The organism is Burkholderia mycopellens (genome assembly GCF_964265025.1).
GTDB lineage: Bacteria > Pseudomonadota > Gammaproteobacteria > Burkholderiales > Burkholderiaceae > Burkholderia.
Genome location: NZ_OZ183803.1, coordinates 1,448,388 through 1,474,566, shown reverse-complemented (window position 1 = coordinate 1,474,566; position 26,179 = coordinate 1,448,388). Strand labels below are relative to the sequence as shown.

General features: G+C 69.3%; 27 protein-coding genes and 1 pseudogene. 8 read left to right on the top strand and 20 right to left on the bottom strand.

Annotation, left to right across the window (positions count from 1 at the left end; genetic code table 11):
- Positions 1–4: 4 nt before the first annotated feature.
- The 7 genes from ACPTTC_RS24870 to ACPTTC_RS24840 form a co-directional block, all read right to left on the bottom strand.
- On the bottom strand, positions 5–307 hold the full coding sequence (locus ACPTTC_RS24870) for an SDR family NAD(P)-dependent oxidoreductase (protein ID WP_423394332.1): 303 nt from the start codon (positions 305–307) through the stop codon (positions 5–7).
- Positions 308–594: 287 nt separating this feature from the next.
- Positions 595–2,181: a FadD3 family acyl-CoA ligase gene (locus ACPTTC_RS24865; RefSeq protein WP_423394331.1), complete on the bottom strand. Its 1,587-nt coding sequence runs from the start codon at positions 2,179–2,181 to the stop codon at positions 595–597.
- 39 nt (positions 2,182–2,220) lie between these two features.
- On the bottom strand, positions 2,221–3,270 hold the full coding sequence (locus ACPTTC_RS24860) for a 2Fe-2S iron-sulfur cluster-binding protein (RefSeq protein WP_423394330.1): 1,050 nt from the start codon (positions 3,268–3,270) through the stop codon (positions 2,221–2,223).
- A gap of 15 nt (positions 3,271–3,285) precedes the next feature.
- Positions 3,286–3,804, bottom strand: coding sequence for a flavin reductase family protein (locus tag ACPTTC_RS24855; protein ID WP_175966240.1), 519 nt, complete (start codon positions 3,802–3,804; stop codon positions 3,286–3,288).
- Positions 3,801–5,561, bottom strand: a complete 1,761-nt coding sequence (locus tag ACPTTC_RS24850; RefSeq protein ID WP_423394329.1) for an FAD-dependent oxidoreductase — start codon at positions 5,559–5,561, stop codon at positions 3,801–3,803. Before ACPTTC_RS24850 ends, ACPTTC_RS24855 begins: the two co-directional genes overlap by 4 nt.
- Positions 5,562–5,571: 10 nt before the next feature.
- Entirely contained in the window at positions 5,572–6,765 is a 1,194-nt protein-coding gene (locus ACPTTC_RS24845; protein ID WP_423394328.1) for an acyl-CoA dehydrogenase family protein, read from the bottom strand.
- A 168-nt stretch (positions 6,766–6,933) separates the two neighbouring features.
- Positions 6,934–8,073, bottom strand: coding sequence for an LLM class flavin-dependent oxidoreductase (locus ACPTTC_RS24840; protein WP_423394327.1), 1,140 nt, complete (start codon positions 8,071–8,073; stop codon positions 6,934–6,936).
- 260 nt (positions 8,074–8,333) lie between these two features.
- On the opposite strand from ACPTTC_RS24840, the gene ACPTTC_RS24835 reads away from it, so the two are divergent.
- The gene (locus ACPTTC_RS24835) at positions 8,334–8,684 is read left to right on the top strand and encodes a VOC family protein (RefSeq protein ID WP_226197610.1); all 351 of its coding nucleotides are present in this window, start codon (positions 8,334–8,336) and stop codon (positions 8,682–8,684) included.
- A 38-nt stretch (positions 8,685–8,722) separates the two neighbouring features.
- Here ACPTTC_RS24835 and ACPTTC_RS24830 read toward each other — a convergent pair whose 3' ends face one another.
- Positions 8,723–9,583, bottom strand: coding sequence for a LysR family transcriptional regulator (locus ACPTTC_RS24830; RefSeq protein ID WP_423394326.1), 861 nt, complete (start codon positions 9,581–9,583; stop codon positions 8,723–8,725).
- 158 nt (positions 9,584–9,741) lie between these two features.
- On the opposite strand from ACPTTC_RS24830, the gene ACPTTC_RS24825 reads away from it, so the two are divergent.
- Entirely contained in the window at positions 9,742–11,130 is a 1,389-nt protein-coding gene (locus tag ACPTTC_RS24825) for a DHA2 family efflux MFS transporter permease subunit (protein ID WP_423394325.1), read from the top strand.
- A gap of 9 nt (positions 11,131–11,139) precedes the next feature.
- Here the strand turns inward: ACPTTC_RS24825 and ACPTTC_RS24820 are convergent, their stop codons facing one another.
- Positions 11,140–11,520 (bottom strand): DUF4377 domain-containing protein, encoded by a 381-nt coding sequence (locus tag ACPTTC_RS24820; protein WP_423394324.1) that lies wholly within the window; start codon positions 11,518–11,520, stop codon positions 11,140–11,142.
- A gap of 179 nt (positions 11,521–11,699) precedes the next feature.
- Here ACPTTC_RS24820 and ACPTTC_RS24815 point away from each other — a divergent pair.
- A pseudogene (locus ACPTTC_RS24815) lies at positions 11,700–12,050 on the top strand (helix-turn-helix transcriptional regulator); the annotation flags it as partial.
- A gap of 137 nt (positions 12,051–12,187) precedes the next feature.
- Positions 12,188–13,381, top strand: coding sequence for a tyrosine-type recombinase/integrase (locus tag ACPTTC_RS24810; protein WP_423394323.1), 1,194 nt, complete (start codon positions 12,188–12,190; stop codon positions 13,379–13,381).
- A 60-nt stretch (positions 13,382–13,441) separates the two neighbouring features.
- Here ACPTTC_RS24810 and ACPTTC_RS24805 read toward each other — a convergent pair whose 3' ends face one another.
- The 8 genes from ACPTTC_RS24805 to ACPTTC_RS24770 all read right to left on the bottom strand — a co-directional run bounded on the left by ACPTTC_RS24805 (position 13,442) and on the right by ACPTTC_RS24770 (position 19,482).
- Entirely contained in the window at positions 13,442–13,840 is a 399-nt protein-coding gene (locus ACPTTC_RS24805) for a lysozyme inhibitor LprI family protein (RefSeq protein WP_423394322.1), read from the bottom strand.
- A 163-nt stretch (positions 13,841–14,003) separates the two neighbouring features.
- A complete protein-coding gene (locus ACPTTC_RS24800) occupies positions 14,004–14,222 on the bottom strand; it encodes a YXWGXW repeat-containing protein (RefSeq protein ID WP_041493558.1) in 219 nt (72 codons plus the stop codon).
- 62 nt (positions 14,223–14,284) lie between these two features.
- A complete protein-coding gene (locus ACPTTC_RS24795; protein WP_423394321.1) occupies positions 14,285–15,442 on the bottom strand; it encodes a DUF1501 domain-containing protein in 1,158 nt (385 codons plus the stop codon).
- 2 nt (positions 15,443–15,444) lie between these two features.
- The gene (locus ACPTTC_RS24790) at positions 15,445–16,839 is read right to left on the bottom strand and encodes a DUF1800 domain-containing protein (protein WP_423394320.1); all 1,395 of its coding nucleotides are present in this window, start codon (positions 16,837–16,839) and stop codon (positions 15,445–15,447) included.
- Positions 16,840–17,263: 424 nt separating this feature from the next.
- Positions 17,264–17,767, bottom strand: a complete 504-nt coding sequence (locus ACPTTC_RS24785) for a periplasmic heavy metal sensor (protein ID WP_423394319.1) — start codon at positions 17,765–17,767, stop codon at positions 17,264–17,266.
- Complete coding sequence (locus ACPTTC_RS24780; RefSeq protein ID WP_085037458.1) at positions 17,764–18,180, bottom strand: hypothetical protein; 417 nt, start codon at positions 18,178–18,180, stop codon at positions 17,764–17,766. Before ACPTTC_RS24780 ends, ACPTTC_RS24785 begins: the two co-directional genes overlap by 4 nt.
- A complete protein-coding gene (locus tag ACPTTC_RS24775) occupies positions 18,177–18,941 on the bottom strand; it encodes an RNA polymerase sigma factor (RefSeq protein ID WP_423394318.1) in 765 nt (254 codons plus the stop codon). The genes ACPTTC_RS24780 and ACPTTC_RS24775 overlap by 4 nt, the downstream gene beginning before the upstream one ends.
- 241 nt (positions 18,942–19,182) lie before the next feature.
- On the bottom strand, positions 19,183–19,482 hold the full coding sequence (locus tag ACPTTC_RS24770) for a YXWGXW repeat-containing protein (protein WP_175953842.1): 300 nt from the start codon (positions 19,480–19,482) through the stop codon (positions 19,183–19,185).
- A 322-nt stretch (positions 19,483–19,804) separates the two neighbouring features.
- On the opposite strand from ACPTTC_RS24770, the gene ACPTTC_RS24765 reads away from it, so the two are divergent.
- The gene (locus ACPTTC_RS24765; protein ID WP_423394317.1) at positions 19,805–21,490 is read left to right on the top strand and encodes a purple acid phosphatase family protein; all 1,686 of its coding nucleotides are present in this window, start codon (positions 19,805–19,807) and stop codon (positions 21,488–21,490) included.
- A gap of 36 nt (positions 21,491–21,526) precedes the next feature.
- On the opposite strand, the gene ACPTTC_RS24760 is transcribed toward ACPTTC_RS24765, so the two are convergent.
- Positions 21,527–21,667, bottom strand: coding sequence for a hypothetical protein (locus ACPTTC_RS24760; protein WP_423394316.1), 141 nt, complete (start codon positions 21,665–21,667; stop codon positions 21,527–21,529).
- On the opposite strand from ACPTTC_RS24760, the gene ACPTTC_RS24755 reads away from it, so the two are divergent.
- Both ACPTTC_RS24755 and yddG read left to right on the top strand, forming a co-directional pair.
- Positions 21,659–21,925, top strand: coding sequence for a hypothetical protein (locus ACPTTC_RS24755; RefSeq protein ID WP_423394315.1), 267 nt, complete (start codon positions 21,659–21,661; stop codon positions 21,923–21,925). The two genes, ACPTTC_RS24760 and ACPTTC_RS24755, sit on opposite strands and share 9 nt — an antisense overlap.
- Positions 21,926–22,131: 206 nt before the next feature.
- Positions 22,132–23,076, top strand: a complete 945-nt coding sequence (gene yddG / locus ACPTTC_RS24750) for an aromatic amino acid DMT transporter YddG (protein WP_423394314.1) — start codon at positions 22,132–22,134, stop codon at positions 23,074–23,076.
- Positions 23,077–23,148: 72 nt separating this feature from the next.
- Here the strand turns inward: yddG and ACPTTC_RS24745 are convergent, their stop codons facing one another.
- Both ACPTTC_RS24745 and ACPTTC_RS24740 read right to left on the bottom strand, forming a co-directional pair.
- Positions 23,149–23,781, bottom strand: coding sequence for a LysE family translocator (locus ACPTTC_RS24745; RefSeq protein ID WP_423394313.1), 633 nt, complete (start codon positions 23,779–23,781; stop codon positions 23,149–23,151).
- 123 nt (positions 23,782–23,904) lie between these two features.
- On the bottom strand, positions 23,905–24,801 hold the full coding sequence (locus tag ACPTTC_RS24740; RefSeq protein ID WP_423394312.1) for a LysR family transcriptional regulator: 897 nt from the start codon (positions 24,799–24,801) through the stop codon (positions 23,905–23,907).
- A 321-nt stretch (positions 24,802–25,122) separates the two neighbouring features.
- Between ACPTTC_RS24740 and ACPTTC_RS24735 the strand changes: the two genes are divergently transcribed.
- A complete protein-coding gene (locus ACPTTC_RS24735; protein ID WP_423394311.1) occupies positions 25,123–25,971 on the top strand; it encodes a sulfite exporter TauE/SafE family protein in 849 nt (282 codons plus the stop codon).
- Positions 25,972–26,179 lie beyond the last annotated feature (208 nt).

Below are 26,179 nucleotides of genomic sequence, written 5' to 3'. Positions count from 1 at the left end.
CCCGCTACACCCCATACCCGCCCGACACATTCAACTGCTGCCCGGTAATGTAATTGGCCCGGTCCGACGCCAGAAACACCGCCGCCCGCCCGACATCGGGCGCCTTCCCCCAGCGCTCGAGCGCGAGCATCTTCTGCGCCTCGTCGATCCACGCCTGGTCGAATTGGCCCTGTTCGAGCCGCACCGGAAACATCCCGGCCTCGATCACGCCGACCAGGATCGAATTCGCGCGAATGTCGTAACGCCCCTCCTCGCGTGCCAGCCCCTTGACCAGCGCCTCGTTCGCCGCCTTCGGCGCGACCGACAACCGTCGCGCTCCGGCCAGCGCAGGTGCCCGGCCGACCCGAGCGTCACGAACGATCCGCCCCCCGACGGGCGAAAGTGCGTGGTGGCCGCGACGCCTTCGCCGCGAATGTCGCGCGCGACGCGCTCGGCCACGTCGGCCTTGCTGCGGTAGCCCATCGCGACCGGCACGCCGGCGCACGCAAACTCGAGCGCGACACCCTGCCCGATCCCGCCGCTGCCGCCGAACACCAGCACCGCGCCCTGCGCAAACCCGTTGTCGTTCATCCCGTCCGTGTGTCGCGGCGCCGCTCAGGCCGCCGCCTCGCTCCCCGCCCGCAGGCGGTACTTCAGCACTTTCCCCGCGGCACTCGTCGGCAGCTGCCCGACGAACGTGAAATGCCGCGGCACCTTGTAGTTCGCCATGTTGCGGCGCGCCCAGTCGTTCAGTTCGTCGGCGTCCGCATGCGCGCCCGGCCGCAGCACGACATACGCGTGGCCGACTTCCCCGAGCCGCGTATCGGGTACGCCGACCAGCGCAACCTGCGCAATCGCCGGATGTGCGGCGAGCAGCCGCTCGATCTCGGCCGGATAGCAGTTGAAGCCGCCGACGATGAACATGTCCTTGATACGGTCGGTAATCTTCAGGTTGCCGCTCGCATCGACACAGCCGAGATCGCCCGTATGCAGCCAGCCATCGGCATCGACGGTCTCGCGCGTCGCGTCCGGCTGGTTGAAGTAGCCGCGCATCACGTTGTAGCCGCGCACCCAGATCTCGCCGGTCTCGTCCGGCCCGAGCGGCGCGCCGTCCGGCCCCGCGATGCGCAGCTCGACATCCGGCATCGGCCGGCCGGACGTACAGGCAACCGTCTGGGCATCGTCGCCCTGACGGCACAGCGTCGCGAAGCCGCACGATTCGGTCAGCCCGTAGCCGGTCAGCACCGTCTCGAAGCCGAGCTCCGCGCGCATCCGTTCGATCAGGCTCGGCGCGATCGCCGCCGCGCCCGTCACCGCGATCCGCAGCGACGACAGGTCGCGCGTCGCGCGGTCGGGGGTGTCGAGCAGCGCGTAGTACAGCGTCGGCGGGCCGGGCAGCACCGATACGCGATCGTCGGCAACGCGCCGCAGCACGTCGTCCGGCTGGAACACGAGATGCGGCAGCACGGTCGCGCCGCTCGACAGCGCGGCGAGCCAGCCGGCCTTGTAGCCGAACGTGTGGAAGAACGGATTGACGACCAGGTAGCGGTCGTCGTGGCGCACGCCGGCGATCGCCGCCCACGCCTGCGCGGCGCGCAGGTTCTGGCCGTGCGCGGTCATCACGCCCTTCGGGCGGCCGGTCGTGCCGGACGTGAACATCAGGTCCATCACGGTGTCGGGCGTCACCTGCGCCTCGCGTTCGCGCACCGCGGCCAGCGGCACCTCGGCGCCGCGCGCGAGGAACGCGTTCCAGGTCTCGTCGCGCGCACCGGGCGGCGGTTCGCCGTCGAACACGACGACGCGCTCGAGCGTCGCGGGCCGGTGCGGCGCGAGCATGGCCGGATAGGATTCGCCGAGGAAGGCGCCGCAGCAGAACAGCAGCCGTGCGCCCCCGTCGTGCAGGATGCCGCCCACCTCCATCCCCTTCATTCGCGTATTGACCGGCACGAGGATCGCGCCGACGGTGTGGATCGCCAGCGCCGCGACGATCCATTGCGGCAGGTTCGGCGCCCACACCGCGACGCGGTCGCCGGCCGCGGTGCCGCTCGCGAGCAGCGCGCGGGCCGCGTCGAGGCGCGCCGCGTCGAGCTCCGCGTAGGTCAGCCGGCCATGCTCCGATTCGATCGCCGGATGCGCGCCGTGTTGCATGGCTGCCCGTGCGATCAGCGCGGGCGTGGTCAGGATTTCGTTGTCCATCGTCATCGATCAGGATGACCGTGCGCGCCGCCGGCGCGCCACGGCTCAGTCGGGAAACACCACGCGCAGTGCGTCGCTCGCGGGCCGTGCGCAGCAGGCGAGCGTCCAGCCGGCCGCGACCTCGTCATCGTCGAGCGCGTGGTTGCCGTCGAGCGCGACCTCGCCGCGCTCGATCCGGCACATGCACGCGCCGCATTGCCCCATCCGGCAGGAATTGGGCGCCGGTACGCCCGCGCGCAGCATCGCGTCGAGCAGCGTTTCGCCGGGGGCGCTGTCGAACGCGAACGCGTCGCCGTCGAGCACCGTCTCGATCGCCGCGACGTCGCGCGACGCAGCGGCCGCCGCTGCGCTCGACGCAGCCGTCTCGGCAGCCTGCGCCGGCGCATCGGGCAGCGACGCGAAACGCTCGACGTGCACGCGGGCCCGCAGCAACCCGAGGCCGAGCATCGCGGCCAGCGCGTTCTCCATGAACCGCGCGGGCCCGCAGATGAACGTCTCCTGCCGGCTGAACGGCCGCGCGAGTTCCTCGAGATGGCGCTGCTGCGGGATGCCCTGCACGCTGTCGAGCCAGTGGATCGCGCGCACGCGGCCCGGATGGCGCTGCGCGAGCTGCCGCAGTTCGTCGCGGAAAATCACCGAGCGTTCGTCGCGGTTCGCATAGATCAGCGTCAGCATCCCGCGTCCGTGCACGAGCGCCGATTTCAGGATCGACAGCACGGGCGTGATGCCGCTGCCGCCCGCGAACAGCAGCAGGTCGCCGTCGAGCGTGCGCGGCGTAAACACGCCGGCCGGCGGCAGCACGTCGAGCGCGTCGCCCGCCCTCACGCGCTCGCACAGCCAGTTCGACGCACGGCCGTCGCGCACCCGCTTGACGGTGATCTTCGGCGCGGCGTCGATGCCGGGCGCGCTCGACAGCGAATAGCAGCGCGCGACGGTCGCGTCCGTGCACGGCACGTTCAGCGTCAGGAACTGACCGGGCCGGTATGCGAACGCGTCGCGCAACGCGGCCGGCACGTCGAACACGAACGAGCACGCGTCGTCGCTTTCGGCAATCACTTCGGCAACGGTCAGCCGATGGAAGCGCGAATCGCTCATGACCGGCTCCTCACGTCACGCGGCCGCACGGGCCACCGGCGCGCCGGGCGTCGTGTAGGCGCCGTCGAGATAGACGAGCGGATCGACGTCGCCGCTCATCAGCACCTCGCGGATACGCCCGATGAACACCGTGTGCGTGCCGTATTCGAAGCGGCCGTCCTGTTCGCACACGAGGCTCGCCTGCGCGTCGCGCAGATACGGCACGCCGTGCGGCGACGTGTGCCAGTCGCCGGTCGTGAAGCGCGCCTCGCCCTTCAGGCGGCCGCTGCAGTCGATCGCGATGCCTTCGTGGGCCGCCGACAACACGTTCACGCAGAACCCGGCGCCCGCGTCGAGCGGCGGATACAGCGACGCGCTGCGGTTGATGCAGATCAGCAGCGAAGGCGGATCGGTCGACAGCGAATCGACCGCCGTCGCGGACATCGAGTAGCGCCGGCCGTCGTGCGCACTGCTGATGACCGTGACGGAGCGCGCGAGGCGGCGCATCGCGAGCAGCATGTCGGTGCGCAGCGGATGGGGGGTGAGGTCGCTCATGGTCGGACTCCGTCAAGTTCTGTCGTGGATGGCCGGGCGGGCCGGCCGCCGGCGTCGGCTGCGCGAGCAGCCAGGTGGTCGGCGGCGAGATACCCGAAGGTCATCGCCGGGCCCAGCGTCGAGCCCGCGCCGGGGTAGCTCGCGCCCATCATCGATGCGCTGGTGTTGCCGATCGCATAGAGGCCGTCGATCGGCTCGCCGTCGGCGCGCAGCACGCGGGCGTGCACGTCGGTGACGAGCCCGCCCTTCGTGCCGATGTCGCCCGCATCGATCCGCACCGCGTAGAACGGCGCCTGGTCGACCGGCCCGAGGCACGGGTTCGGCTTGTTCCGCGGATCGCCGTAGTACGTGTCGAACAGGTTGTCGCCCTTGCCGAATGCCTCGTCGATCCCGGTGGCCGCGTAGCGCGCCATGTCGCGCAGCGTGTCGTGCAGGCCGGCTGCATCGACGCCGATGCGCGCGGCCAGCGCGTCGATCGTGTCGGCCTTCACGATCACGTCGCGGAACGCGGCCGGAATCCGGGAATCGGGCATCATCGACGCCGGCATGATCGGGCCGCACGGATACTTGCGGCGAAACCGCGCGTCGAACACCATCCAGGCGGGCACGCTCGCGCCGGTGCGCGCATGGTCGCGATACATCGCCGGCACGAATTCGGAATACGGCGCGGCTTCGTTGACGAAGCGCTTGCCGAGACCGTTCACGATCACGCAGCCCGGCAGGTTGCGTTCGACGAACAGCGCGCGCTGCTTCTCCTCGCCCGCGACACCGACCGTCGGCGCGCCCCACACGTGCGCCATCAGCGCCAGCGCCCCGCCGAGCCGGTGGCCTTCGGCGATCGCGTCGCCGGTATTGGCCGGCGGCGTCGCGCTCCACTGCGCCTGCGTCGGCTGCGGCAGGTAGCGCTCGCGCATCGGCTGGTTGCGCTCGAAACCGCCCGCGCCGAGGATCACGCCGCGCCGCGCGGCGATCGTCACGGGCTGCCCGAAGCGCTGCGCGCGCACACCCGTCACGCGGCCGTCCGCATCGAGCAGGTCGCGCATCGGCGTATCGAGCCACACGGGTACGTTGCGATCGAGCAGCGCACGGCGCAGCCCGCCGATCAGCGCATTGCCGAGCGTCAGGCGCCGGTCGCGCCGCGTGCGGCGGCGCATCCCGACATCGAGCCAGTAGCGGCCGAACTGCGCGATCGCAAGCTTCATGAAGCCGGGGCCGCGCGAGAACAGCGTGTGCGCCTCCTTCGACGTCACCGCCACGCGCCCGCCGATCAGCGTGCCGGGCGACGCCGGCCGCAGCCGGTCGAATTCGGCGCCGAGCAGGCCGCCGTCGAACGGCAGCGGATCGAGCGCGCGGTAGCCCGGCATCGCGCCCGGCACCTTCTGGAAATAGTCCGCGTACTTCGGCAGCGACTGGTAACGCACCGGCGTCTTCGATTCCAGGTAGCGCAGCATCTCCGGCGCGCGGTCGAGATACGTGTCGATTTTCTCGCGCGTCGATTCGCCGGCCACGCAGGCTGCGATATAACCGCGCGCGGCCTCGCGCGAATCGGTCGCGCCGAGCTCGGCGATATGGTGATTGCACGGCACCCAGATGCCGCCGCCCGAGACGGCCGACGTGCCGCCGTACAGCGCCGTCTTCTCGATCACGACGACGGACAGGCCGCGGTCGGCCGCGCGGCACGCGGCGAGCAGCGCGCCCGCGCCCGAACCGACGACCACCACGTCGAACACGTATTGCGGTGCTTGCGGGTCGTTCATCGCGTCTCCGTCAGATGAAGAAGTCGGTGTTCTCGCGGCCGAGCATCACGGCGCCGAGGTTCTGGCCGAAGCGGTCCACGTTGTTCGCGTAGTGCGCGCGGGCCGCGTGCAGGTCGAGGAAGCGGCGCACCAGCGGATTGCGGTGATAGATGCCGTTGCCGCCCGCGTAGCGCAGCAGCGCGTTCGCGGCCTGCGCGCAGCGCTCCGCGACCTGCGCGGACTGGTAGCGGAAATGCACGCGGCGCTCGATCGACACGGCGTGGCCACCGGTGACCGACGCCATCAGTTCCGCGAAATTGCGCTTGAGCAGCACCTGCATCTCGTCGATCGCGACCGCCGCGTTCGCGCACGCGGTCTGCGCGCCCGGATCGTCGGTCGTCTTCGCGCCGCTGTTGGCCGACACGCGCGTCGCCGCATAGCCGGTGAAATCGTCGAGTGCGCCCTGCAGCGCGCCGATGCACGACGTGCACACCGCACGCACGAAGATCTGCGCGAACGGCAGCTTGAACAACGGCGCGTCGTTGACGGCGAGGCCCGGGCTCGTGCCCATCATTCCGTCGATCGCCTTGTGCGTGCGGTACGCGGGCACGAATGCATCGTCGACGACGATGTCGTGGCTGCCCGTCGCGCGCAGGCCGAGCACGTCCCAGTCCTGCCGGATCCGGTAGTCGGATTTCGGCAGCAGGAAGGTGCGGTATTCGGGTGGCTGGCCGGCTTCGGCCGGCGGCACCAGCGCGCCGAGGAACACCCATTCGCACAGTTCGCTGCCGCTCGAGAACTTCCAGTGGCCCGACAGGCGGAAGCCGCCGTCGACCGGCGCCACGCGGCCGACCGGCATGTAGGTCGACGCGATCAGCGTCGCCGGGTCGTTGCCCCACACATCCTGCTGCGCGCGCTCGTCGAACAGTGCGAGCTGCCAGTTGTGCACGCCGACGACGCCGTACACCCACGCGGTCGACATGCAGCCGCGCGCGAGCGCCATCTGGATGTCGAAGAAGACTTGCGGATCGAGCTCGTAGCCGCCATGGCGCTTCGGCTGCAGCACCTTGAAGAAGCCGGCGGCCTGCATGTCGGCGATCGTCTCGGCCGGGATGCGGCCCTGCGCTTCCGCCTGCGCGGCGCGGCCGGCCAGCGTCGGCGCCAGCGCCTCGGCCCGGGCGATCAGCGTGGCGGCCAGTGCGTTCGAATCGTTGTCGCGATGCACGAATGTCTCCTGTGAAGCGGGTGATGCGCCGCGGCGCGTGCCCCGCTCTCGTTCAAAGTTGTTCGGTGCGGTCTGGCCGCGGGCGATGCTCGCCGCCACCGATGGTCGGCTTCGCGCGGCCGCGCCGCATCGTCCGACCGGACGGGACGACGCGCGCGGCCCGGGGCATCACGCGCAGGCGCACACCTGCTCCTTGTTGAAGAACGGGATCACGTGCTCGCCGATGTTGCGGATCGTCTCCATCTGCGCGTCGTGCGGTACCGTGCCCATCTGGCACAGGAACAGCACTTCGTCGACGCCGGCTTCCTGCAGGCGGCCGACATAGCCGATGCAGTCGTCCACCGTGCCGTACGCATGGTTCGGGTTCATCATCGCGAGCGCCGGGTCGGCGAAGTTCACGACGACTTCCTCCGATGCGAAGCGCGAGCGGATCACCATCTCGCCGGTGTCGGCCTGCACGAGGTCGTCGCCCCACTTCGCCGGGTCCGGACGCTCGCCGCCCGTGTACCAGTACGCGAGCGATTCCATGAAGTAGCGCTGGCCGCGGATGCCGATCTTGCGTGCGGCCTGGCCGTCGGCCATCACGACCGTCGGGCACAGTGCCGCGAGATGCTGGGTCGCGCGGAAGCCGACCTGGTCTTCCGGCTTGCGGTTCGCCCACGCTTCGCGATACACGGCGTTCTTCTTCGCGACTTCGTCGGGGCCGCCGAAACCGAGCACCAGCGCGCCCATCCCGCGCTGGCCGGCGCGCAGCAGCGCGTCGGTGTTTGTACACGCGAGGTACATCGGCGGGTGCGGATCCTGGAACGGCTTCGGGTGGATCGGGCGCTTCGGAATCTTGATGTACTTGCCGTCGTGCTCGATCTCGTCCTGCACGAACATCTTCGGCACGAGGTACATCGATTCGTCGATCATCGGCTGCAGCTCGTTGAGGTCGTAGCCGAACGCGCCGGCTTCCTGCTGGCTGCCGCCCTTGCCGACGCCGAAGTGCACACGGCCGCCGGACAGGATGTCGAGCAGTGCCACACGCTCCGCGACCTTGATCGGGTGGTTCATCGCGGGCGGCAGGCACACGACGCCGTGGCCGAGCCCGATGCGCGTCGTGCGGCCGGCCAGGTAGGCAAGGAAGGTTTCCGGCGCGCTCATGTGCGCATAGTTTGTGAGCGACGTGTGCTCCACACACCAGATCGTGTCGAAGCCGACCTGCTCGGCCAGCAGCGCCTGTTCGACCGTTTCCTTGAACACCCGGTGGTCGCCCTCGCGCGATGCGTCGGTGGTCTGGGCTTCGTAGATGAGGGAAAACTTCATTGCGTGCGTCTCCATGTAGGTTGGACGAGTCGGGGTCGTGCAGCCCGCCCGCACGATACGGACGAAGCGCGACGGTCCACGAATGGGAGTGTCGGCGCGCGGGCCGGTGCGGACATCGTCTGTTTGGAGTAACGGCATGCGTGCGGGGACAGAGGGGTTTCACGGTCATCCGATCGGACTGCGTGAGCGCGCAGGCGGCGCGCTAGCATCGAAAGGCGGCACGTTGCACGCCGCCCACATCAAGACAAGGGAGAACCGGGATGAAGGTATCGATGCTGCTGTATCCGGTCGACGACATCGACACGGCGCTGCCGCTGTTCGTCGACGGGCTCGGCCTGAACGTGACGTTCCGCGACGGTGACCGCTATTGCGCGCTCGACGGCGGCCCGCTGACGATCGCGCTGGTCGCGGGCGACGAGCAAATCGTCGAGCGCGCGGCGCTCACGCTGCGCGTCGACGAGGAGGACGACCTGTATGCGGCGATGGCGCGGGTCGTGAAGGCCGGTGCGTCGGTGCGCGTGCCCGTGCAGGCCGGGCCGCACGAATACCGTGCGGTGCTGGAGGACAAGAACGGCGCGCTGTTCGTGATTTCGCAGAAACGGGCCGCATGACGGCATGCGGCGCGGGCGCCGCGCGCGTGGCAGGCCCGTTACGCGTCCGCGCCCGGCGTGCTCAGGTCGCTCGCTTCGAGTAACTCGAGCAGCGTGCGCGCCGGCTGGCTGAGCCGCTTCGCGGCCAGCGCGATGAATTCGATGTCGGGCAGCACGGGCAGCGCGTCGCCGTTGACCAGCGGCGCGAGCCCACGCGTCGACAAATAATGCGACGTCGCGGTCAGGCCGAGCCCCGCACGGGCGGCCGCGATGCAGCCCGGCTGGCTGCTGCTGGAGCACACGACTTCCCAGCCGATGCCCTTCTCCGCCAGCGCGTTCAGGACGATCGCGCGCGTCACGCTCGGCTCGGCGACCAGCACGAGCGGCAGCGGCCGCTCCGGATCGACGACGGTGCCGGGCCGCGCGACCCATTCGAGCCGCGTGCGCAGCAGCGGCGTGCCGCGCCGCTCGCCGAGCCGCCGCTTGCCGATCATCAGGTCGAGCGCGCCCGCGTCCAGCCCTTCATAGAGCCGGCTCGTCATGCCGGTGGTGATCTCCAGCGCGACGTCCGGGTGCGCGGCGCGAAACCCGGCGAGCACATCCGGCAACGCGACGAGCGCGAGGTCGTCCGGCGCGCCGAGCCGCACCCGCCCCCGCAGCCTCGGCTTGCGGAACTGCGATTCCGCGCGGTTCAGCGCCTGCAGGATCACGTTCGCATGCACGAGCAGCGCCTCGCCGTCGGCCGTCATCGCGATCGAATGCGTGTCGCGCACGAACAGCCGCCGGCCGACGCTCTCTTCGAGACGACGGATGTGTTCGCTGACGCTCGACTGGTTGAGCCCGAGCTGCCGGCCCGCTTCGGTGAAGCTGCGGCAATTCGTGACGGTCGCGAACGTGTTGAGCCAGACGGGATTGAGCATCGCGCATTGTCATCGGCATTACCGATGACAGTCAACGCCTTCAGGTAGCTTCCCGATGACCATCGGAATCGGTACCATCGTGCGCTTGAAGACCGGCAGGCGCCGCGCAACCGCGTCGAGGCGCCACCCGCACCGGCCTTTGCACCACCGATTTCGCCATGTCCCGGGAACCCACACACTCCGCACTGCTCTGGATCGTCGCCGCTGCGTTCTTCATGCAGTCGCTCGACACGACGATCGTCAACACCGCCCTGCCTTCGATCGCACAAAGCCTGCACGCGTCGCCGCTCGCGATGCAGCCCGTCGTGGTCGTCTATACGCTGACGATGGCGATGCTCACGCCGGCGTCCGGCTGGCTGGCCGACCGGTTCGGCACGCGCCGCGTGTTCTCGCTCGCGATTCTCGTGTTCGTGCTGGCATCGATCGGCTGCGCGGCGTCGCATACGCTCGGCCAGCTCGTCGCCGCGCGCGCGCTGCAGGGCATCGGCGGGTCGATGCTGCTGCCGATCGGGCGACTCGCCGTGCTGCGCCGCGTGCCGGGCGAACAGTACGTCGCGGCGATCGCGTTCGTGTCGATCGCCGGCCAGCTCGGGCCGATCGTCGGGCCGACGCTCGGCGGCTGGCTGACGCAGGCGATTTCGTGGCACTGGGTGTTCATCGTCAACGTGCCGGTCGGCGTGGTCGGCCTCCTCGCCGTGCAGCGCTACCTGCCGCACGACCAGGCGCAACAGCCGCCGCCGTTCGACTTCGTCGGCTGTGCGCTGCTGTCGGCCGCGATGATCGCGCTGTCGCTCGCGATCGACCCGCCGATGCCCGCGCATCGCGCAGCGTGGGCGGCCGGGCTCGCCGTGCTCGGCCTGGCGAGCGCGCTCGCCTACCTGCCGCACGCACGGCGGCGGGCGCAGCCGCTGTTCCGGCTCGGGCTGTTCCGCGAGCCGAACTTCGGTTCGGGGCTGCTTGGGAATCTGCTGTGCCGGATCGGCACGAGCTCGGTGCCGTTCATGCTGCCGCTGCTGATGCAGGTGCAGCTCGGCTACACGCCGCTGCAGTCGGGGCTGATGATGCTGCCGGCCGCGATCGCGGGCGTCATCGCGAAACGCTGGATCGCACCGCTCGTGAAGCGTTTCGGCTACGCAGCGTTCCTGGTCGTGAATACGGGGATCGTCGGATGCGCGATCGCGGGGTTCGCGCTGGTGTCGGCGCGGCCCGCGCCGCTCCTGGAAGGCGCGCTGCTGATCGTGTTCGGCGCGGCGAACTCGATGCAGTTCGCGGCGATGAACGGCGTGACGTTGAAGGGGCTTTCGCACGCCGACGCCGGCAGCGGCAACAGCCTGTTCACGATGATGCAGATGCTGGCGATGGGGCTCGGCGTATCGATCGGCGGCGGCCTCGTCAACCTGTTCGCCGCCTATCAGGGCTCGATGGCGCACGGGTTCATGCTGTCGTTCACGTGCATGGGCGTGGTGACGCTGCTGTCGTCCGTCGTGTTCCGGCGGATCGATGCGGCCGCCCCGCCGGCCAGCGCCGCCGCGCGCCCGTCCGCGTGAGCGCGGCCGTCAGTTCGCCGGGCGGCGCTCGACGACGCGCTTGAGCACCCAGCGGATCGACGATCCGTCGGCCGGCGGCTGCGCGACGCGGTATTCGTCGATTTCGAGCGTGTACAGGTAGCCGGGCTGGTACGCGAAGCCTTCGATACCGGCGTACCACAGGCTCCACGGCTCGTTCGGGCTGCCGCGCACCTGCAGGCACTCCATCGGCGCGACGCCCGTGCAGCGCGCGGACTGCGGCGCAACTTGGACGGTCTTGGTCACCGGCTTGCTGTCGGCCGGGCGCATCGCGTTCGGCGCCGTCGCGACGGCGTCGGCCTGGCATCCGGCGAGGAGCGTGCTACCGGCAATGACGGCCGCGCCGAGCAGCGTTCTGGACTGGCGAATCATCTGATGTTCCTCAGGAAGCGTTGAAGGGCCGATTAGAGGCTCCCCACGGCAAGAAAGTTCACAAATAGCTTACAGAAGGCAATCCGCCACGTTCATTCGTGGGATGCCGCGCGCGAGCCGATACGTTGTGGTGATCCGGTTCAGCCGTGCGCATCGCCGCCGGCGGCTCGCCCGGGCCGCGCCGGTCCGGCAAGTCGCCGCTCGGCGTGCCGATCCGCGCGGTGCCGCTCAGCGAATGGTCGGAAGACAATCCGCGCCGGCCGGCGTGCGCGATCTTCATCCGCGATGCCGAACGCAAGTCGCAGGCGTCGCACGGCATCGTGCGCAAGCGGTTCGACCTCACGCCGGCCGAAACCGCGCTGACGCTCGCGCTCGTCGACTGGCAGACGCTCGAGGAAGCGGCCGCCGCGCTCGCGATCAGCAAGCACACCGCGCGCTTGCACCCGCGCGAGATTTTTCCGAAGACGGGCGTCACGCGGCAGGCGACGCTCGTCAGGACGTTGCTGAACAGCGTGCTGTCGCTGGGGTGAGGTGCGTTGCCGTCGTCACGACGGCGGATTCACCGTGGGATGATCGTGTACCATCGACGCTTCCCGATATGCCTGATCGCACTGCGTTCGTCCGCTGTTCCCCACACGAACGATCCGCACCGCGCCCTCCACTTCGCATGACCTCGCCCGTTCCGTCCGACACCGCGCTGCGCCCGCTGCCGATCGATGCGCTGACCGTGCCGGCCGCGCTCGACGGACGCACGGGCACCAACCGCTCGAACTGCGCGCATCCGCAGATCGCCGCGACCAACGACCTCGACGCGGTGCGCGCCTGGCTCGCCCGCTTCGTCGATACGCCGACCACGTTCCAGAACTACCGCAAGGAAGCGGAACGCCTGCTGCTGTGGGCCGTGATCGCGTGCGGCAAGCCGCTGTCGTCGCTCACGCACGAAGATCTGGCCGTCTACCGGCAGTTCCTGCTCGCCCCCGAGCCGGCCGAGCTGTGGTGCGCGAACGGCGGGCGCAAGCATCCGCGCGACGATCCGCGCTGGCGGCCGTTCTACGGGCCGCTGTCGGCGGCCAGCCAGCGGCAGGCATTAGTGATCCTGAACGTGATGTTCTCGTGGCTCGTGCAGGCCGGCTATCTGGCCGGCAATCCGCTCGCGTTGTCGCGGCAGCGGCAGCGCCGGCCCGCGCCGCGCGTCACGCGCCATCTCGGGCAGCCGCTGTGGCAGTCGGTCAAGGATGCCATCGCCGCGATGCCGCGCGACGATGCGCGGGCAAGCTTCCATGCGGATCGCGCACGCTGGCTGTTCACGCTGCTGTATCTCGGCGGGCTGCGCATCACCGAAGCGGCCAATACGACGATGGGCCAGTTCTTCTGCCGGCGCGATGCGGACGGGCACGACCGCTGGTGGCTCGATGTCGCGGGCAAAGGCGGCCGGCAGCGGCTCGTGCCGGCCACCGACGAAATGATGGCCGAGCTGGCGCGTTACCGACGCGCGCATGGCCTGCCCGCCTTGCCGTCCGACGGCGAGCCCACGCCGCTCGTGCTGCCGGTCGGCCAGGCGCGCCAGCCGCTCACGCGCGCAGCGCTGCACCGGATCGTGAAGCAGGTGTTCCGGCACGCGGCCGACCGGCTGCGCGCGAACGGCGAAGCCGGCGAACAACAGGCGCGCGTGCTCGAACAGGCGTCCGCACACTGGCTGCGCCACAGCGCGGGCTCGCATATGGCCGACGGCCGCGTCGACCTGCGGCTCGTGCGCGACAACCTCGGCCACGTGTCGCTCACGACGACGAGCCAGTACCTGCACGCGGACGACGACTGGCGGCATCGCGAGACGGAGGAGAAGCACCGGATCGGGTGGTAGGTGCGCACCGATCCGATGGGTCGCGGGTCGCGGGTCGCGGCTCGCGCGGCGCGTCCGCGCTCAGTGATCGAGTTCGAGCCCGCCGAGGCCACCGTTGCCGCGGCATTTCGCGCGGTCGCCTTTCACCTGCCAGTCGATCTGCCCGCACATCACGTCGATGCGCTTGCGGTAACTGTCGACCAGGCACTGCGTCGTCGTGCAGCGGTTACGCGCCTTCAGCCACGCTCTCTGCGTCGCCATGAACTGCTCGTACTCGGGCGGATCCTCGACCGGATAGTTGCTGAAATCGTAGAGCATGTGCTGGTAATCCGCGTTGAGCGCATCGTCGAGATGCGACAACGTCGGATTGGCGCAGATTTCGCGCTCCACGAACGTGGACGCCTTCGCGCAGTTGAACGACGCGGCGTGCGCGCCGGTCATGCCGGCCGCAACGGCCAGCGCAACGAGCCATGCTTTCATGTGGGTGCCGTAACGAAGAAGGCGGCGGCCGCGGATCGGCTCACCCTGACGTGCGAACGGGCCTGCCCGTCGCCGCGACCCGGGAGCTTAGGTCAACGCGCGTCGCATTTCAATACGCGGCTCGGCATCCCGGCACCTGCGCCACACGGCACGTCACACTCGATCAGTACACGCCCACCCAATGCCCGGGCACCCACGCCCAGTGGTTGCCGGCCCACCGGTAATGCCCCTTCGCCCAGCGATAGCCCGGCGCAGGCATCGGCGGCGGCACCTCGACGACGGGCGCCGGCTGTGGCGGCCGCACGGGCTCGACCACGCATGCGGACATCAGCGCCGCACTGGCCGTCACCAGCATGGCGAGCGAAACGGATCGGATCTTGATCATCCTGGATTCTCCCTTTTTGTGTAATGGTTGGTTCAGTGCCGAAGCGGCAACACCGCGCGTCACGCGGATCCCCGAATCAGCCCGCTCATCGGCCGCGTCGCACCGCTTTCCGCGAACAGTGCGGACGCGGTGCGGCGCGGATCGAGCCGCAGGCTTTCGGCGGCGGCGCCCGAGATCAGTGTGTCGAGCGACGCGGTCGGTTTCAGGTCGCGCCCTTCGTACAGGTCGCCCGGCCGCAACCCCGGCCAGTCGGCGATCACGCGGCCGCCGGCCACCGCGCCGCCCGCGAGCATCGCGACCGATGCCTGCCCGTGATCGGTGCCGCCCGTGCCGTTCGCGGCCGCCGTGCGGCCGAACTCCGTTGCGACCAGCACCGTGGTCTGCTGCCACGCGGGCCCGAGGCCGTCGCGCAGCGCGGCGAGCATCGTATCGAGCGCCTTCAGCTGATTCGCGAGCCGCGCGTTCTGCGCGCTGTGCGTGTCCCAGCCGCCCGTCTCGATCATCGCGATGCGCGGGCCGTCGTCGCGTGCGAGAAACGTCGCGGCGAGCTTGCCGACCCCGGCCGGATCCTGCCGCGCATGCGCATCGCCGGCGAGGCCGCGCGCGTCCATTGCCGACTGCCACAACGGGCCGAGTTGCGCGTCGGCCTCATAGAGCGCAGACACGCGTGCGAGCAGGTCGTCCGGTGCGGCCGGCAAGCCGGACGGCGCGTACGACGCGGCCTGCACGGCGCCGCGCAACGCGAGCGGCACGGTCGGCGCGAACGCGATCGCGTTTTCACGCGTGGCCGGCAGCAGTGCGGCGAGCCGGTTCAGCCATCCGTCCTTCACCTGGTACGGCGTGCGGCCGCCCGTCTCGAGCACGTTCTGGCCGTCGAAATGCGAGCGGTCGCGATACGGCGATGCAATCGCATGAACGAACAACGCCTGCCCGTCGCGGTACAACTGCGCGGTCTGTACGAGCGACGGATGCAGCGCGAACGTGCCGTCGAGCCGCGTCGCGGACGACGCGTCGATCGCCAGCGGGCCGCGCAGCGACGCATACGCGGGCTCGGCATACGGGACGACGATGTTCAGGCCGTCGGCCGCGCCGCGCTGGATCACGAACACGAAGCGCCGATCGGTCTCGACGTTCGCGAACACGATCCGCGGTGCGACGAGGATCGCGCCTGCGCCGGCGGCGGCCACGCTCAGGAATTGTCGGCGGGACAGTGCCATGGTCATCTCCGTTGGAAATCGGGCGATACGAGCAGCAGTGCGAGCGACGTGGTCGCGCTTTCGGCGCGCGACAGCGCGGTCGCCGTCGGCGCGCTCAACGACCCGGCGAGCAGCGTGTTGCCGAGCGCACGCGGGTCGAGCCGGTCGCCCGTGCGCGCGGCCAGCCGCTGCGCGAGTTCGACGCGGCGCACGAGCGCGTCGGGCGCGGCCCAGCTCGCGGCAACATCGTCGTAACCGGCCGGCGAGCCGGGCCGCCACACCGGCTGGCCGAGCTGCGTGAGCAGCGGCGCAACCTTCAGGTCGCCCGTGTCGTGCCAGCCGAGCCCGCGCAGCGACGACACGGCCCACTCCCACGGCGTCTTGAACTTGCGGTTGACCGGCGCCCACGCATCGGGCGCATCGACGAGCGCGCGATAGACGGTCGGCAGATCGCCGCCGCTCGCATCGAACGCCCGGGCGAGCCGATCGGTCAGCGCGGGCGGCGGATTGTCGGCGACGAAATGACGGGCAAGCTGGAACGCGATATGCCGGCCGGTCGCCTCCGAATGCGCGAGGTCGTGCAGGATCGCGCGCGCCTGCGCTTCGCCGGGCTGGTCGTAGCTGCGCCCCATCACACTACGCACGCCGGGCTCGTGCAGTTTCGGGCGAAACACGAACGCGCCGGGCGCCGCGTCGCCGGGCTGCGGGCCGCGCCCGCCGGCGATGCTCCAGCCGGTCAGCGCGCGTGCGAATTCCGTCACGTCGGCTTGCGTGTAACCCGTGCGTACGCCGAGCGTGTGCAGCTCCATGATTTCGCGCGCGAGATTCTCGTTGAGCCCCCGTTTGGCCGACGGATTGCGTGCTTCGGCACGCAGCGCGGCCGGGCTGTCGGGGCCGACCGAGCGCGCCTGGTCAAGGAAAAGCTGCATCGCGGGATGCTGTTCGACGGCGACCAGCATGTCCTCGAAACGGCCGAGCACGTGCGGGCGGATCGCGTCGCGTTCGAACGCGCCCGCGTAGGCCGCCACCGGCCCCTTGTCGACCGACACCGCGAAATGGTTCGCCCAGAAATGCACGAGACGCTCGACGAACGGCGCGGGCGTATTGAGCGCACTGTTCAGCCGCGCGGCGACGGCGCTGCGATACGTGTCGCGACCGTCGCGCCGGATCGACTGCTCGGTCGCGCGCTTCGTCGCCGGGTCGTTGCCGGTCATCGCATTGCGCGCGTTCGCGAAGCGCGTCGCGAGCGCGACCGCGTCCGGTTCGCCGGCCCACGCGGCCGGCCGCGCGTCGTAACGGTCGAACTGCGCGACGAGCGCCGCCTTCGGGTCGGCTGGCGGCGCTTCGTCGGCGCGCGCGCCGAGGCCGAAGCGGTTCAGCGCGATGGCGGCCGGCGTGATGTCGTTCGGGTGGTCCATGAAAGGGCTCTCGCGATGCGTACCCGTGTTTAACGTCGGTTGGCGGGAAATCCGTCGCGCGAAAGGCAAATATTTCGGGTTTGTCTCGCGGCTTTGAATGCGTGCGTGTTGCCGCTCGAATTTCGATCGCGGATTCGACTGACGGTTGCAGCGAATCGGGGGCGCTCGGCCGCCGCATTGCCGTATCGCTGCATCGCCGTTCCGTGCGTTGCCGGAGGCCGTAGAGAGCGGCGTGGTCGACGCGGTCTCCGCGTGGATGCTTGCACGTTGAACGTGCGCGCAAGCATCGCGCTGTCGCAGTTGCCTCGCGACGCTTCGCTGAAGCGTGCCTGCAAGCGTTGTCGATCAACACGCCGCGTACGCGTTGCGCATCACTGAACAGGCACGCCGCCGCACGTCGCCCGCGCGGCGTTTGCTGACCGACTTACCGACTCGCCGCGTCGTCCTGCTGCTTCTGCCACTTCGGCGGCAGCCGCCAGTTACCGCTACGCCGCAACCCGTCGACGAACTTCGCACGCTCGTCCGGCGTCAGCGTCGCCGCGAAATCGACGACGCTGCGCTCGACCTGCGCACGCAGCGCGGTATCGGCCGCACGCGTACGTTCGAGCGCGGCGTCGATCGCCGGACGATCGAGTTGCGGCGCGGCGAGCAGATCCAGCACGGTGATCCGGTCGTCGCGCCCTTCCCGCGCGAAATCGCGGCCGTCCTTGCGCGCCGCCTTCAGCGCCGCAACGAACGCCTGCTGGCGCGCATCAGGCAATTCGTCCGCGGCGAAACGCAATGCGGCGCGCGACGCAGGTGCGCCAGCGGCCCGCAGGTCGCGATGCGTCGAAAACCACTGATACGCACCGCCGCCGATCGCGCCGAGCATGAATACGTTCAGCACGACCGAACCGACGAGGACGAATTTCCAGCCACGCTCACTCATTCATCACTCCAGTCCACGCTCGGCCCACCGAACGTCGTTGTCAGATAGCCCGGCTCATGCGAAGGCGGCACGCTGCCCAACATCAGCATCGACACGGCCACCGCGCCCGCGAGCGCGCCGGCCAGGCCCACGCCCGCGAATGCCGCGCCCGACCACCACACGGCGCCGCGCCGCCGCGCGCGCCGCGGTGCGGGCGCCGTCGCGACGATGCGCTCGACGAGCGCCGGCGCGGGCGGTGCGACCGTATCGTTGGCGAGCCACGCATCGAGTTCGGCCGCATCGTCCAGCGCCGCCAATGCGTCGCCCGGATGCGCGCGCGCCCATGCCTCGGCGGCCGCGCGCTCGCCGTCCGGCCAGCGCCGCGCATCCGAGCCGTACGCGGCGACGATGGTGCGAAATCGTTCGGGTGTCATCGGATGTCCTCGCTAGGTGAATCGCCCGCCAGTTGCGCGCGCAAGTTTCGCCGCGCACGCGCGAGCAGGCTTTCCAGCGCGTCAACGGTAATGCCCATCAGGTTGGCCGCCTCCACGTTCGACATTTCCTGATAGTACTGGAGCACGAGCGCTTCGCGCTGCCTCGCCGGCAACGCCGCGAGCGCCTGCCGTACGCGCGCGTCGCGCGAGCGGGTCTCTGCACGCATGGCCGGCTCCGGTTGCGGATCGGGCACGTCGGGCAACACGTCGACCGGCTCTTCACGGCGGCCGCGCAACCGGTCGTAGCACAGATTCAGCACGACGCGATGCAGCCACGTGTCGAACCGTGCCTCGCCTTCGCGCCAGCCCGGCGCCTGTTTCCAGATCCGCAAGAACGTCTCCTGTGCGACGTCCTCGGCTTCCGTGCGGTCGCCGAGCATGCGCGTCGCGAGTGCGAGCAGCCGCGGCAGCTTGCGCGCGACGAGCATGCGCACGGCCGACGCGTCGCGCGCGCCGACCCGTGCGACCAGGGCCGCGTCCGGATCGCCGTCGCTCAACGCGGGGCGCTCCAGCGCATCGCGCGTCTGTGCCGCGGCGCGATCGTCGATGCGTCCGCCGGCAGACTGAAGCTCATCGTCGTGCTCTCCTTGCATGCGCCGCGCCATTACCCGGCCCCGCCATACTGGCGGTTCAGGCTCGCCGCGCGCATCGCGCACGGCCTCGGCAAGGTCCGTTTCATCGGCATCCGTTTCAGGCTGCATGGCGATCGGGTCGATCGGGTGCCGGCCGCCCGGTCGCGCGAGCGGCGGCCGGCGTGCTCAATATACGACGACCGGCGCGGGCCGGTAATAGGCCGGGCGCGCGGGCACCACGACACAGCCGGCCAGCACGATGGCGGCGGCCGCCAGTATCACCATGGTTCGAAAAGGCATGGCTGCGCCTCATGACGTTGCGGGAAACAGCCACCGCGCCGGCACCGCGTGCCGTGCGGCGGCATGCGCATCAGGCCCAGTGGCCCGGAACCCAGCGCCATGCCGGGCCGCGCGCGACCCAGTGGCCCGGCACCCAGTGATGACCGACGCGAACCACTTGCCAGTGGCCCGGAATCCACACGTAGCGGCCCTGCCGCCAGTGCCAGTGGCCCTGGTCCCACACGTAGCCCGCGCGCGGCGCGGGCATCACTTCGACGCGAGGCGGCGGCGGTGCGTAAGGCGCGACGATGACGGCCTGCGCGAAGGCCGCCGACGCGGCCAGCGCGGCCACGCATGCCGTGGCAAACCGCAATGACGTGGAAAGCTTCATGAAAGACTCCAAAGTATCGAGTATCGACCGGTAGCGGCCGTTCATGCGTTAAACGGCGCGGGCGAACAGAATCCGTCGCGGTGGCGGCAAATAAATTTCGGCCGGGCCGGATGCACGTCGGCGCAGGCCCGATGCCGCAATCCGCACGCCCGGGCATGAGCCAACCTTGCGCGGGGTTGCCCTGCTGTCACAACTCGGCAAAACTGCCCCCCGACAATGACTCGCACCGGAATCCCGCTCGTTTCCGGCTCACGCATTGGCCGCGCTCGCGCACGGCCAGGCGGTTCCACATCTCGCGTCTCCACCAACGAAAACACCGACCATGTCGAACCAGGACAACTCCCCGATCCAGCCGAACGAGCCGGCCGCGTCCGTGTCGCGTCGCGGCTTCCTGAAACTCGCCGGCGTATCCGGCCTTGCTACCGCCGCCGGCGGCCTCGCGGCAGCCAGGGCCGCCGCGTCGAACCCGGACGGCACACCCGAACAGGTTCACCTGACGTGGGGCAATGACCCGGCGTGCGAAGTCGTGATCTCGTGGGCATCGCTCGCGTCGGCCGTCAATCCGCGCGCGCGCATCGTCGCCGACGGCGAGCCCGCGCGCACCGTGCACGGCGTCCAGCGCCTGTACACCGACGGCCTGAACGGCGAGACGGTCTTTACGTACCACGCACGCGTGCACGGGCTGAAGCCGAATACGCGCTACCGCTACGAGATCACGGCCGACAACGACAGCAACGCCGCGCAGCCGTTCTCCGCGACTTTCTCGACGGCGCCGCGCGGCCGCGCGCCGTTCCGCTTCACGAGCTACGGCGATCTCGCGACGCCGAACGGCGCGTGGGTGCTGTCGTCGCCGCAGAGCCGCTTCGCGGTGCAGGCCGTCGAGCAGTTCCAGCCGCTGTTCCACCTGCTGAACGGCGACCTCTGCTACGCGAACCTGAACCCCGCGCACCAGCCCGACGTGTGGCGCGATTTCGGCAACAACAACCAGACGTCGGCCGCGAATCGTCCGTGGATGCCGTGCCCCGGCAATCACGAGATCGAGTTCAACAACGGCCCGCAGGGGCTCGACTCGTATCTCGCGCGCTATACGCTGCCGGAGAACGGCACGCGCTTCCAGGGCCGCTGGTACAGCTTCCGCGTGAGCTCGGTGCTGTTCGTATCGCTCGATGCGGACGACGTCGTGTACCAGGATGCCGCCGCGTTCGTCGGCGGCCCCGCGCCGCTCGTGCCGGCCGCGAGCACGGGCCGCCCGCCGATCGAGCCCGGCACGTCGTTCTACGTGCGTGGCTACAGCAACGGCGAGCAGACGCGCTGGCTCGAACACACGCTACGTCATGCCGCGCATGACGACGATATCGACTGGATCGTCGTGCAGATGCACCAGGACGCGCTCAGTTCGTCGAAGACGGGCAACGGTTCCGACAAGGGCATTCGCGAAGCGTGGCTGCCGCTGTTCGACCGTTACGGCGTCGACCTCGTGCTGTGCGGCCACGATCACGACTACGAGCGCAGCTACCCGGTGCGCGGCTGCAATCACCGCGCGGGCGTCGATGCGACGACCGGCGAAGTCGTCGAGACGCTGCAGCCGCGTCCGGTCGGCTCGAACGACCCGGACCGCACGACGTTCGACACGAGCCACGGCACGATCCACCTGATCCTCGGCGGCGGCGGCACCAGCGCGCCGCTCGACGTGTACGGCGAGAACCCGGCGACCGGCTTTGCGCGGGCGAAGGTGTTCACGAAGCCGAACCGGCCGGTGCCGGGCACGGCGCCGAACACGTTCGTGCGCGAGCCGGCCGATGCGCTCGAGGATGCGATCTGGTCCGCGCGCCGCGATACGGGCACCGGCTACGGAATCGCCGTGTTCGATCACGACCCGGGCAAACCGGGCGGTCACACGACGATCACGATGCGCTACTACCACGCGCCGGGCGCCGACCAGCACCCGACCGCCGACTACGAGCTGTTCGAGACGATCGAGCTGAGCAAGAAGCGCAACGAGCGCTGACCGGGCGGGCGCCCGTTGCGACGGGCGCCCGATGCTTCACTTGTCCGGTTCGTTGCCTACGCAACGTGACGGGGCGATCAGGATGCCGCGGTTCGCGAAATAGCGGTCGAAGGTCGCGCGCGGCATCGCCACGCTCTGCTGCGTGCGCACGTCGAACCCGGACGGATTGTGGTCCATACGACGCCGTTGGCCGACGCATTCGATGCAGTCGCGAATGCGTTGCGGCAGGCGCATGACGACATCGACATCGATCCCGTGCGGCGACAGCTTGAAATCCGTGGCGACGCCGGCGGATGGCCGCTGATCGCCCTGTCGACGGACAAAGACGGTTGCTTCGTTGTCACGACACTCGGATCGACGCGGAACGCGATGCTCGACTCGATCGGCAACGCGTTGTCGGCAATCGGTGCGGCATGGCGCATCGACGACGCGTGACCGGTTGCCGCGTGGCGCCCGTGTTCCCGGATCGGCCGCAAGCGCCGGGCCGATCGCCGCCCACGCCGCTGCTCGATCTCCCTCACCTCGTTAAACTACGCGTTTCCGTCGGCAATCGCCGTCCCGCATGCCGAAAGCATGCGTGCTCATGCCGGCGGACCCGAATCATCCGAAATCGAATTTGAATGTTGAAACAGGCAGGACGCATGAAGCGCAAGAATAAGGCAACGCTCACCGGGCTCGGCGCGGTGTTGTTGTGGGCCTCCGTGGTCGCCCTCGTCCGTGGCGTGAGCGAAAGCCTCGGCGCGACCGGCGGCGCCGCGATGATCTATACGGTGGCATCCGTGCTTCTGCTGTTGACGATCGGCTTCCCCGATCTGAGCAAATTCCCGAAAAGCTATCTGCTCTGGGGCGGGCTGCTGTTCGTCGCGTACGAGCTGTGCCTGTCGCTGTCGATCGGCTATGCAAGCAACGGCCAGCAGGCAATCGAAGTCGCGATGGTCAACTATCTGTGGCCGAGCTTCACGCTGGTCGCCGCGATCGTGTTCAACAAGCAGCGCGCCAACCTGCTGGTCGTGCCCGGCGTCCTGCTGTCGATGCTCGGAATCTGCCGGGTGCTCGGCGGCGACCAGGGCCTCGACCCGGCCGGCATGCTGCACAACGTCGCGAACAACCCGCTGAGCTACGGGCTCGCGTTCTTCGGCGCGCTGATCTGGGCCGGCTACTGCACGGTAACGGCGCGCCTCGCCGACGGCAAGAACGGCGTCACGCCGTTCTTCATGCTGGTGGCGCTGGCGCTCTGGATCAAGTTCGCGATCGAAGGCGGCGGCGGCATGACGTTCAGCCTGCATGCGGTCATCTACATCGTGCTGGCGGCATCGGCGCTGGGGTTCGGCTACGCGGCCTGGAACACCGGCATCATGCACGGCAACGTGACGATCATCGTCGGCGCGTCGTACTTCACCCCGGTGCTCGCCGCCATGCTCGCCGCGACGCTGCTGCATGCGCCGCTGTCGATCGAGTTCTGGCAAGGGGCATCGATGGTCTGCGGCGGGTCGATCCTGTGCTGGCTCGCGACGCGCGGCCGGCGCAGTGCAAAGGCCGCGCCCGTTCGGAGCGGCAACGAAGCCCAGGGCAACTGCCAGGGCTGACGATACCGGGCGCTTGCGTTGCGATGCCGCCCGACAGCACGCGGTGATCCTGCAGACCATCGGGCACTCACGCTAGCTGTGCGACTCCAGTGCGATACGCACGGCGAGCCCGGCCAGCACCGTGCCCATCAACCAGCGCTGCGCCGACGCCCAGACCGGCCGCCCGGCCAAGAAACCCGCGATGCCGCCTGCCATGCAGGCAATCAGCCCATTCACGCTGACGCTCACCGCAATCTGCACGCAGCCGAGTGCCAGCGATTGCGCGAGCACGCTGCCGTGCCCCGGCGAAATGAACTGCGGCAGAAGCGACAGGTACATCACCGCGATCTTCGGATTCGAGAGGTTCGTGACGAAGCCCATCGCGAACAGCCTGGCCCGGCTGTCGTGCGGCAACTGCCTGACCTGGAATGCCGAGCGACCGCCCGGCTTCAGCGCCTGCCACGCCAGGTACGCCAGATAAAGCGCACCGGCAAAACGCAACACGTCGTACGCATACGGCACGGCCATCACCAGCGCGGTGATGCCCAGCGCCGCGCACACCATGTAGAAAACGAACCCCAGCGCGACGCCGCCGAGCGACACCAGCCCCGCACGGCGGCCCTGGCAGATCGAGCGCGACACCAGGTAGATCATGTTCGGCCCGGGCGTCAGCACCATGCCGAGCGACACGAGTCCGAAAGCAAGCAAGGTAGAGGCAGCCGGCACGGAAATCTCCTTCGGGGCGAAGCGGTCATGGGCGAGTTCGAACAATGTATTGCATCTCGACCGCCATCTGCATGAATAAACTTCAAGCCTCCCATGAGCGCTGTTCATCGCACCGGCCGTTCGTTACCGGCTCTTTCTCGCTCGCGTGCGGATCGCCTTCGCCGCCTTCGCGCGTTGCGCGTCGACGAGCCGCACGAACTCATCCGCGACCGCGTTGCCGGCCGTATTCCACGACAACCGCACCGAGCGATGCAGCCTGGGCGACAGTTCCAGCACGCGGCCACCGAACGGCGTATACGTGAGCGTGATGCGCGGCACGATCGACACGCCCATGCCGGCTTCCGCCATCGACAGAATGGTCCGCATCTCGACCACGTTGAACGCGGCCCGCAGCGGCGCCCCGCCGCGCGCGAAGTAATCCGCGATCACCGGCCCGCATCCTGCCTTCGAGAAAATGAACGGCGCCGAGGACAACTGCTTTGCCGACACGCTCTTGCGGCCGGCGAACATGCCATCCGCCGCCACTGCGACAAAATCCTCGTCGAGCAGCGGCAGATTGTGCGCGAACGGCTTCGTGCCGGCCACCACGCCGACATCGGCCGTTCCGTCGTCGATCCACCCTTCGACTTCGCTGTCGGTGCCTTCGAGCAGCACCGCCGACACGCCCTGGTGCGTCTCCTTCAACGCCTCGAGCGCCGGTACGACGAACGCCAGCGACACGCTCGGCAGCGACGCGACCACCAGCTTCCCTTCGAGCTTGCCGCGCGACAGGCTGAACTGCTGGCGCAACAGCTGCGCTTCCCGCACCACGTTCTGGACGTACGGCCACAGGCGTTCGCCCGCCGCCGTCAGGACGACCGGCTGCCGGTCGCGCCAGAGCAGCTTGACCTCCGTGATGTCCTCCAGCTCGGTCAATGCATGGCTGATCGCGGACTGACTGCGGCTCAACCGGTCGGCCGCGGCCGTGAGCGAGCCGAGTTCGACCACGGCTGCCAGGGCCTGCAACTGGGCAAGCGTCATCGACGCCTCCTTGTTCAAAGATATGTATGTCGTGCATGAGATGGAAAATCGTCATGAATTATATTGAACCGAGGAAACGATCACGCCGACGCCACCCGTAGCGCACCGCGGCCGATCCCGAATCTCCTTCACAACGCTCGGGTAAGATGCATCCTCGAACCGCATATCGGTTGCCTGCAGCCCCGGCCGCACAACGGCGCGGCGTCCTGCAATCGACTTCCGGTTCAAGCCGATCCAGAACGAATGCGTGCAACACGCACGCGACCGCAACGGGCTCCGTCGACAGCGCTCGCTGCCGGAAATTCCGCGACATGCCATTCCATGATGCATTTCAATCTGACTGAAGGTGTGCTGGTCTCCAGCCTGCAGGGGCTCAGCGCGTTCGATCTGGCCGGTATCGCCGTTGCGCTGCTGCTGGGCGGCATGGCCAAGGGGATCACGGGCATCGGCGTGCCGCTGATCGCGATGCCGATACTCAGCCAGTTCCTGCCGATCCGGCATGCGGTGCTGCTGCTGTCGATGCCGATCATCCTCGGCAACATTCCGCAGGCGCTGGAAGGCGGCCAGTTGCTGGCGACGGCACGCAAGATCGCCGCGCCGATCGCGGGCACCGTGATCGGCAATATCGTCGGCGTGGCGATCCTGCTGTCGCTCAATCCGGGTCATGCGCAGGCGGCGTCCGGCGCGCTGCTGATCGTGGCCGCGGCGCTGATGCTCGCCGCGCCGAAACTCAACCTGCCGGACGCGTGGCAAAAGCCTGTCGGCTTCGCGCTCGGTTTCGGCGCAGCGCTGATGGAGAGCATCGCGTCGGTGCCCGGCCCGCTGCTCGCCACCTACCTGATTTCGTCCGGCGCGACCGGGCGCGTCTTCACGAAGCAGATCGCGATCATCCTCGTGGTGTCTATCGTCACGCTGGTCACGACGTTCAGCGGCGCCGCGCACGCGAGCGGCGCCGACCTCGCGATCTCGGCAGCGGCCAGCCTCCCGGCCATTGCCGGCATGTGGCTCGTTCGCCCGCTGCGGGACAAGATGTCGCCGCGCCTCTTCAGGATGGTCGTGCTGCTGTTCGTGCTCGTCGCGGCGTCGCAGATGATCTGGAAATCGGGCGTGTTCCGGCACGGCGGATCGCACGTTACCCGGATGGACAACGCGCACGCAGCCAAGAATTAGCAGCCGGCGCACCACCATCGATGACGCATGCGTTCTGAAAGCTGCCAGGCGTAGTATTCGCGGGCCCGGCGTATCGCCCCGCCCGACGGTGCGGACGATGCGTCACCGACCTTGCTGCTCGCTCGCTGATGCCCGCATCGGCGCAGCCATGCTTTCAGAGACATGAAATGGAAACCTACGTGTTGCTCGGCTGCGGATTCGGCCTTGG

Coding starts and splice junctions, on each gene's coding strand:
- ACPTTC_RS24865 (WP_423394331.1), bottom strand. CDS start 2,181: ATGACGATGGACAACGAAATCCTGACCACGCCCGCGCTGATCGCACGG.
- ACPTTC_RS24860 (WP_423394330.1), bottom strand. CDS start 3,270: ATGAGCGATTCGCGCTTCCATCGGCTGACCGTTGCCGAAGTGATTGCC.
- ACPTTC_RS24855 (WP_175966240.1), bottom strand. CDS start 3,804: ATGAGCGACCTCACCCCCCATCCGCTGCGCACCGACATGCTGCTCGCG.
- ACPTTC_RS24850 (WP_423394329.1), bottom strand. CDS start 5,561: ATGAACGACCCGCAAGCACCGCAATACGTGTTCGACGTGGTGGTCGTC.
- ACPTTC_RS24840 (WP_423394327.1), bottom strand. CDS start 8,073: ATGAAGTTTTCCCTCATCTACGAAGCCCAGACCACCGACGCATCGCGC.
- ACPTTC_RS24835 (WP_226197610.1), top strand. CDS start 8,334: ATGAAGGTATCGATGCTGCTGTATCCGGTCGACGACATCGACACGGCG.
- ACPTTC_RS24830 (WP_423394326.1), bottom strand. CDS start 9,583: ATGCTCAATCCCGTCTGGCTCAACACGTTCGCGACCGTCACGAATTGC.
- ACPTTC_RS24825 (WP_423394325.1), top strand. CDS start 9,742: ATGTCCCGGGAACCCACACACTCCGCACTGCTCTGGATCGTCGCCGCT.
- ACPTTC_RS24820 (WP_423394324.1), bottom strand. CDS start 11,520: ATGATTCGCCAGTCCAGAACGCTGCTCGGCGCGGCCGTCATTGCCGGT.
- ACPTTC_RS24810 (WP_423394323.1), top strand. CDS start 12,188: ATGACCTCGCCCGTTCCGTCCGACACCGCGCTGCGCCCGCTGCCGATC.
- ACPTTC_RS24805 (WP_423394322.1), bottom strand. CDS start 13,840: ATGAAAGCATGGCTCGTTGCGCTGGCCGTTGCGGCCGGCATGACCGGC.
- ACPTTC_RS24795 (WP_423394321.1), bottom strand. CDS start 15,442: ATGGCACTGTCCCGCCGACAATTCCTGAGCGTGGCCGCCGCCGGCGCA.
- ACPTTC_RS24790 (WP_423394320.1), bottom strand. CDS start 16,839: ATGGACCACCCGAACGACATCACGCCGGCCGCCATCGCGCTGAACCGC.
- ACPTTC_RS24785 (WP_423394319.1), bottom strand. CDS start 17,767: ATGAGTGAGCGTGGCTGGAAATTCGTCCTCGTCGGTTCGGTCGTGCTG.
- ACPTTC_RS24780 (WP_085037458.1), bottom strand. CDS start 18,180: ATGACACCCGAACGATTTCGCACCATCGTCGCCGCGTACGGCTCGGAT.
- ACPTTC_RS24775 (WP_423394318.1), bottom strand. CDS start 18,941: ATGCAGCCTGAAACGGATGCCGATGAAACGGACCTTGCCGAGGCCGTG.
- ACPTTC_RS24770 (WP_175953842.1), bottom strand. CDS start 19,482: ATGAAGCTTTCCACGTCATTGCGGTTTGCCACGGCATGCGTGGCCGCG.
- ACPTTC_RS24765 (WP_423394317.1), top strand. CDS start 19,805: ATGTCGAACCAGGACAACTCCCCGATCCAGCCGAACGAGCCGGCCGCG.
- ACPTTC_RS24760 (WP_423394316.1), bottom strand. CDS start 21,667: ATGGACCACAATCCGTCCGGGTTCGACGTGCGCACGCAGCAGAGCGTG.
- yddG (WP_423394314.1), top strand. CDS start 22,132: ATGAAGCGCAAGAATAAGGCAACGCTCACCGGGCTCGGCGCGGTGTTG.
- ACPTTC_RS24740 (WP_423394312.1), bottom strand. CDS start 24,801: ATGACGCTTGCCCAGTTGCAGGCCCTGGCAGCCGTGGTCGAACTCGGC.
- ACPTTC_RS24735 (WP_423394311.1), top strand. CDS start 25,123: ATGATGCATTTCAATCTGACTGAAGGTGTGCTGGTCTCCAGCCTGCAG.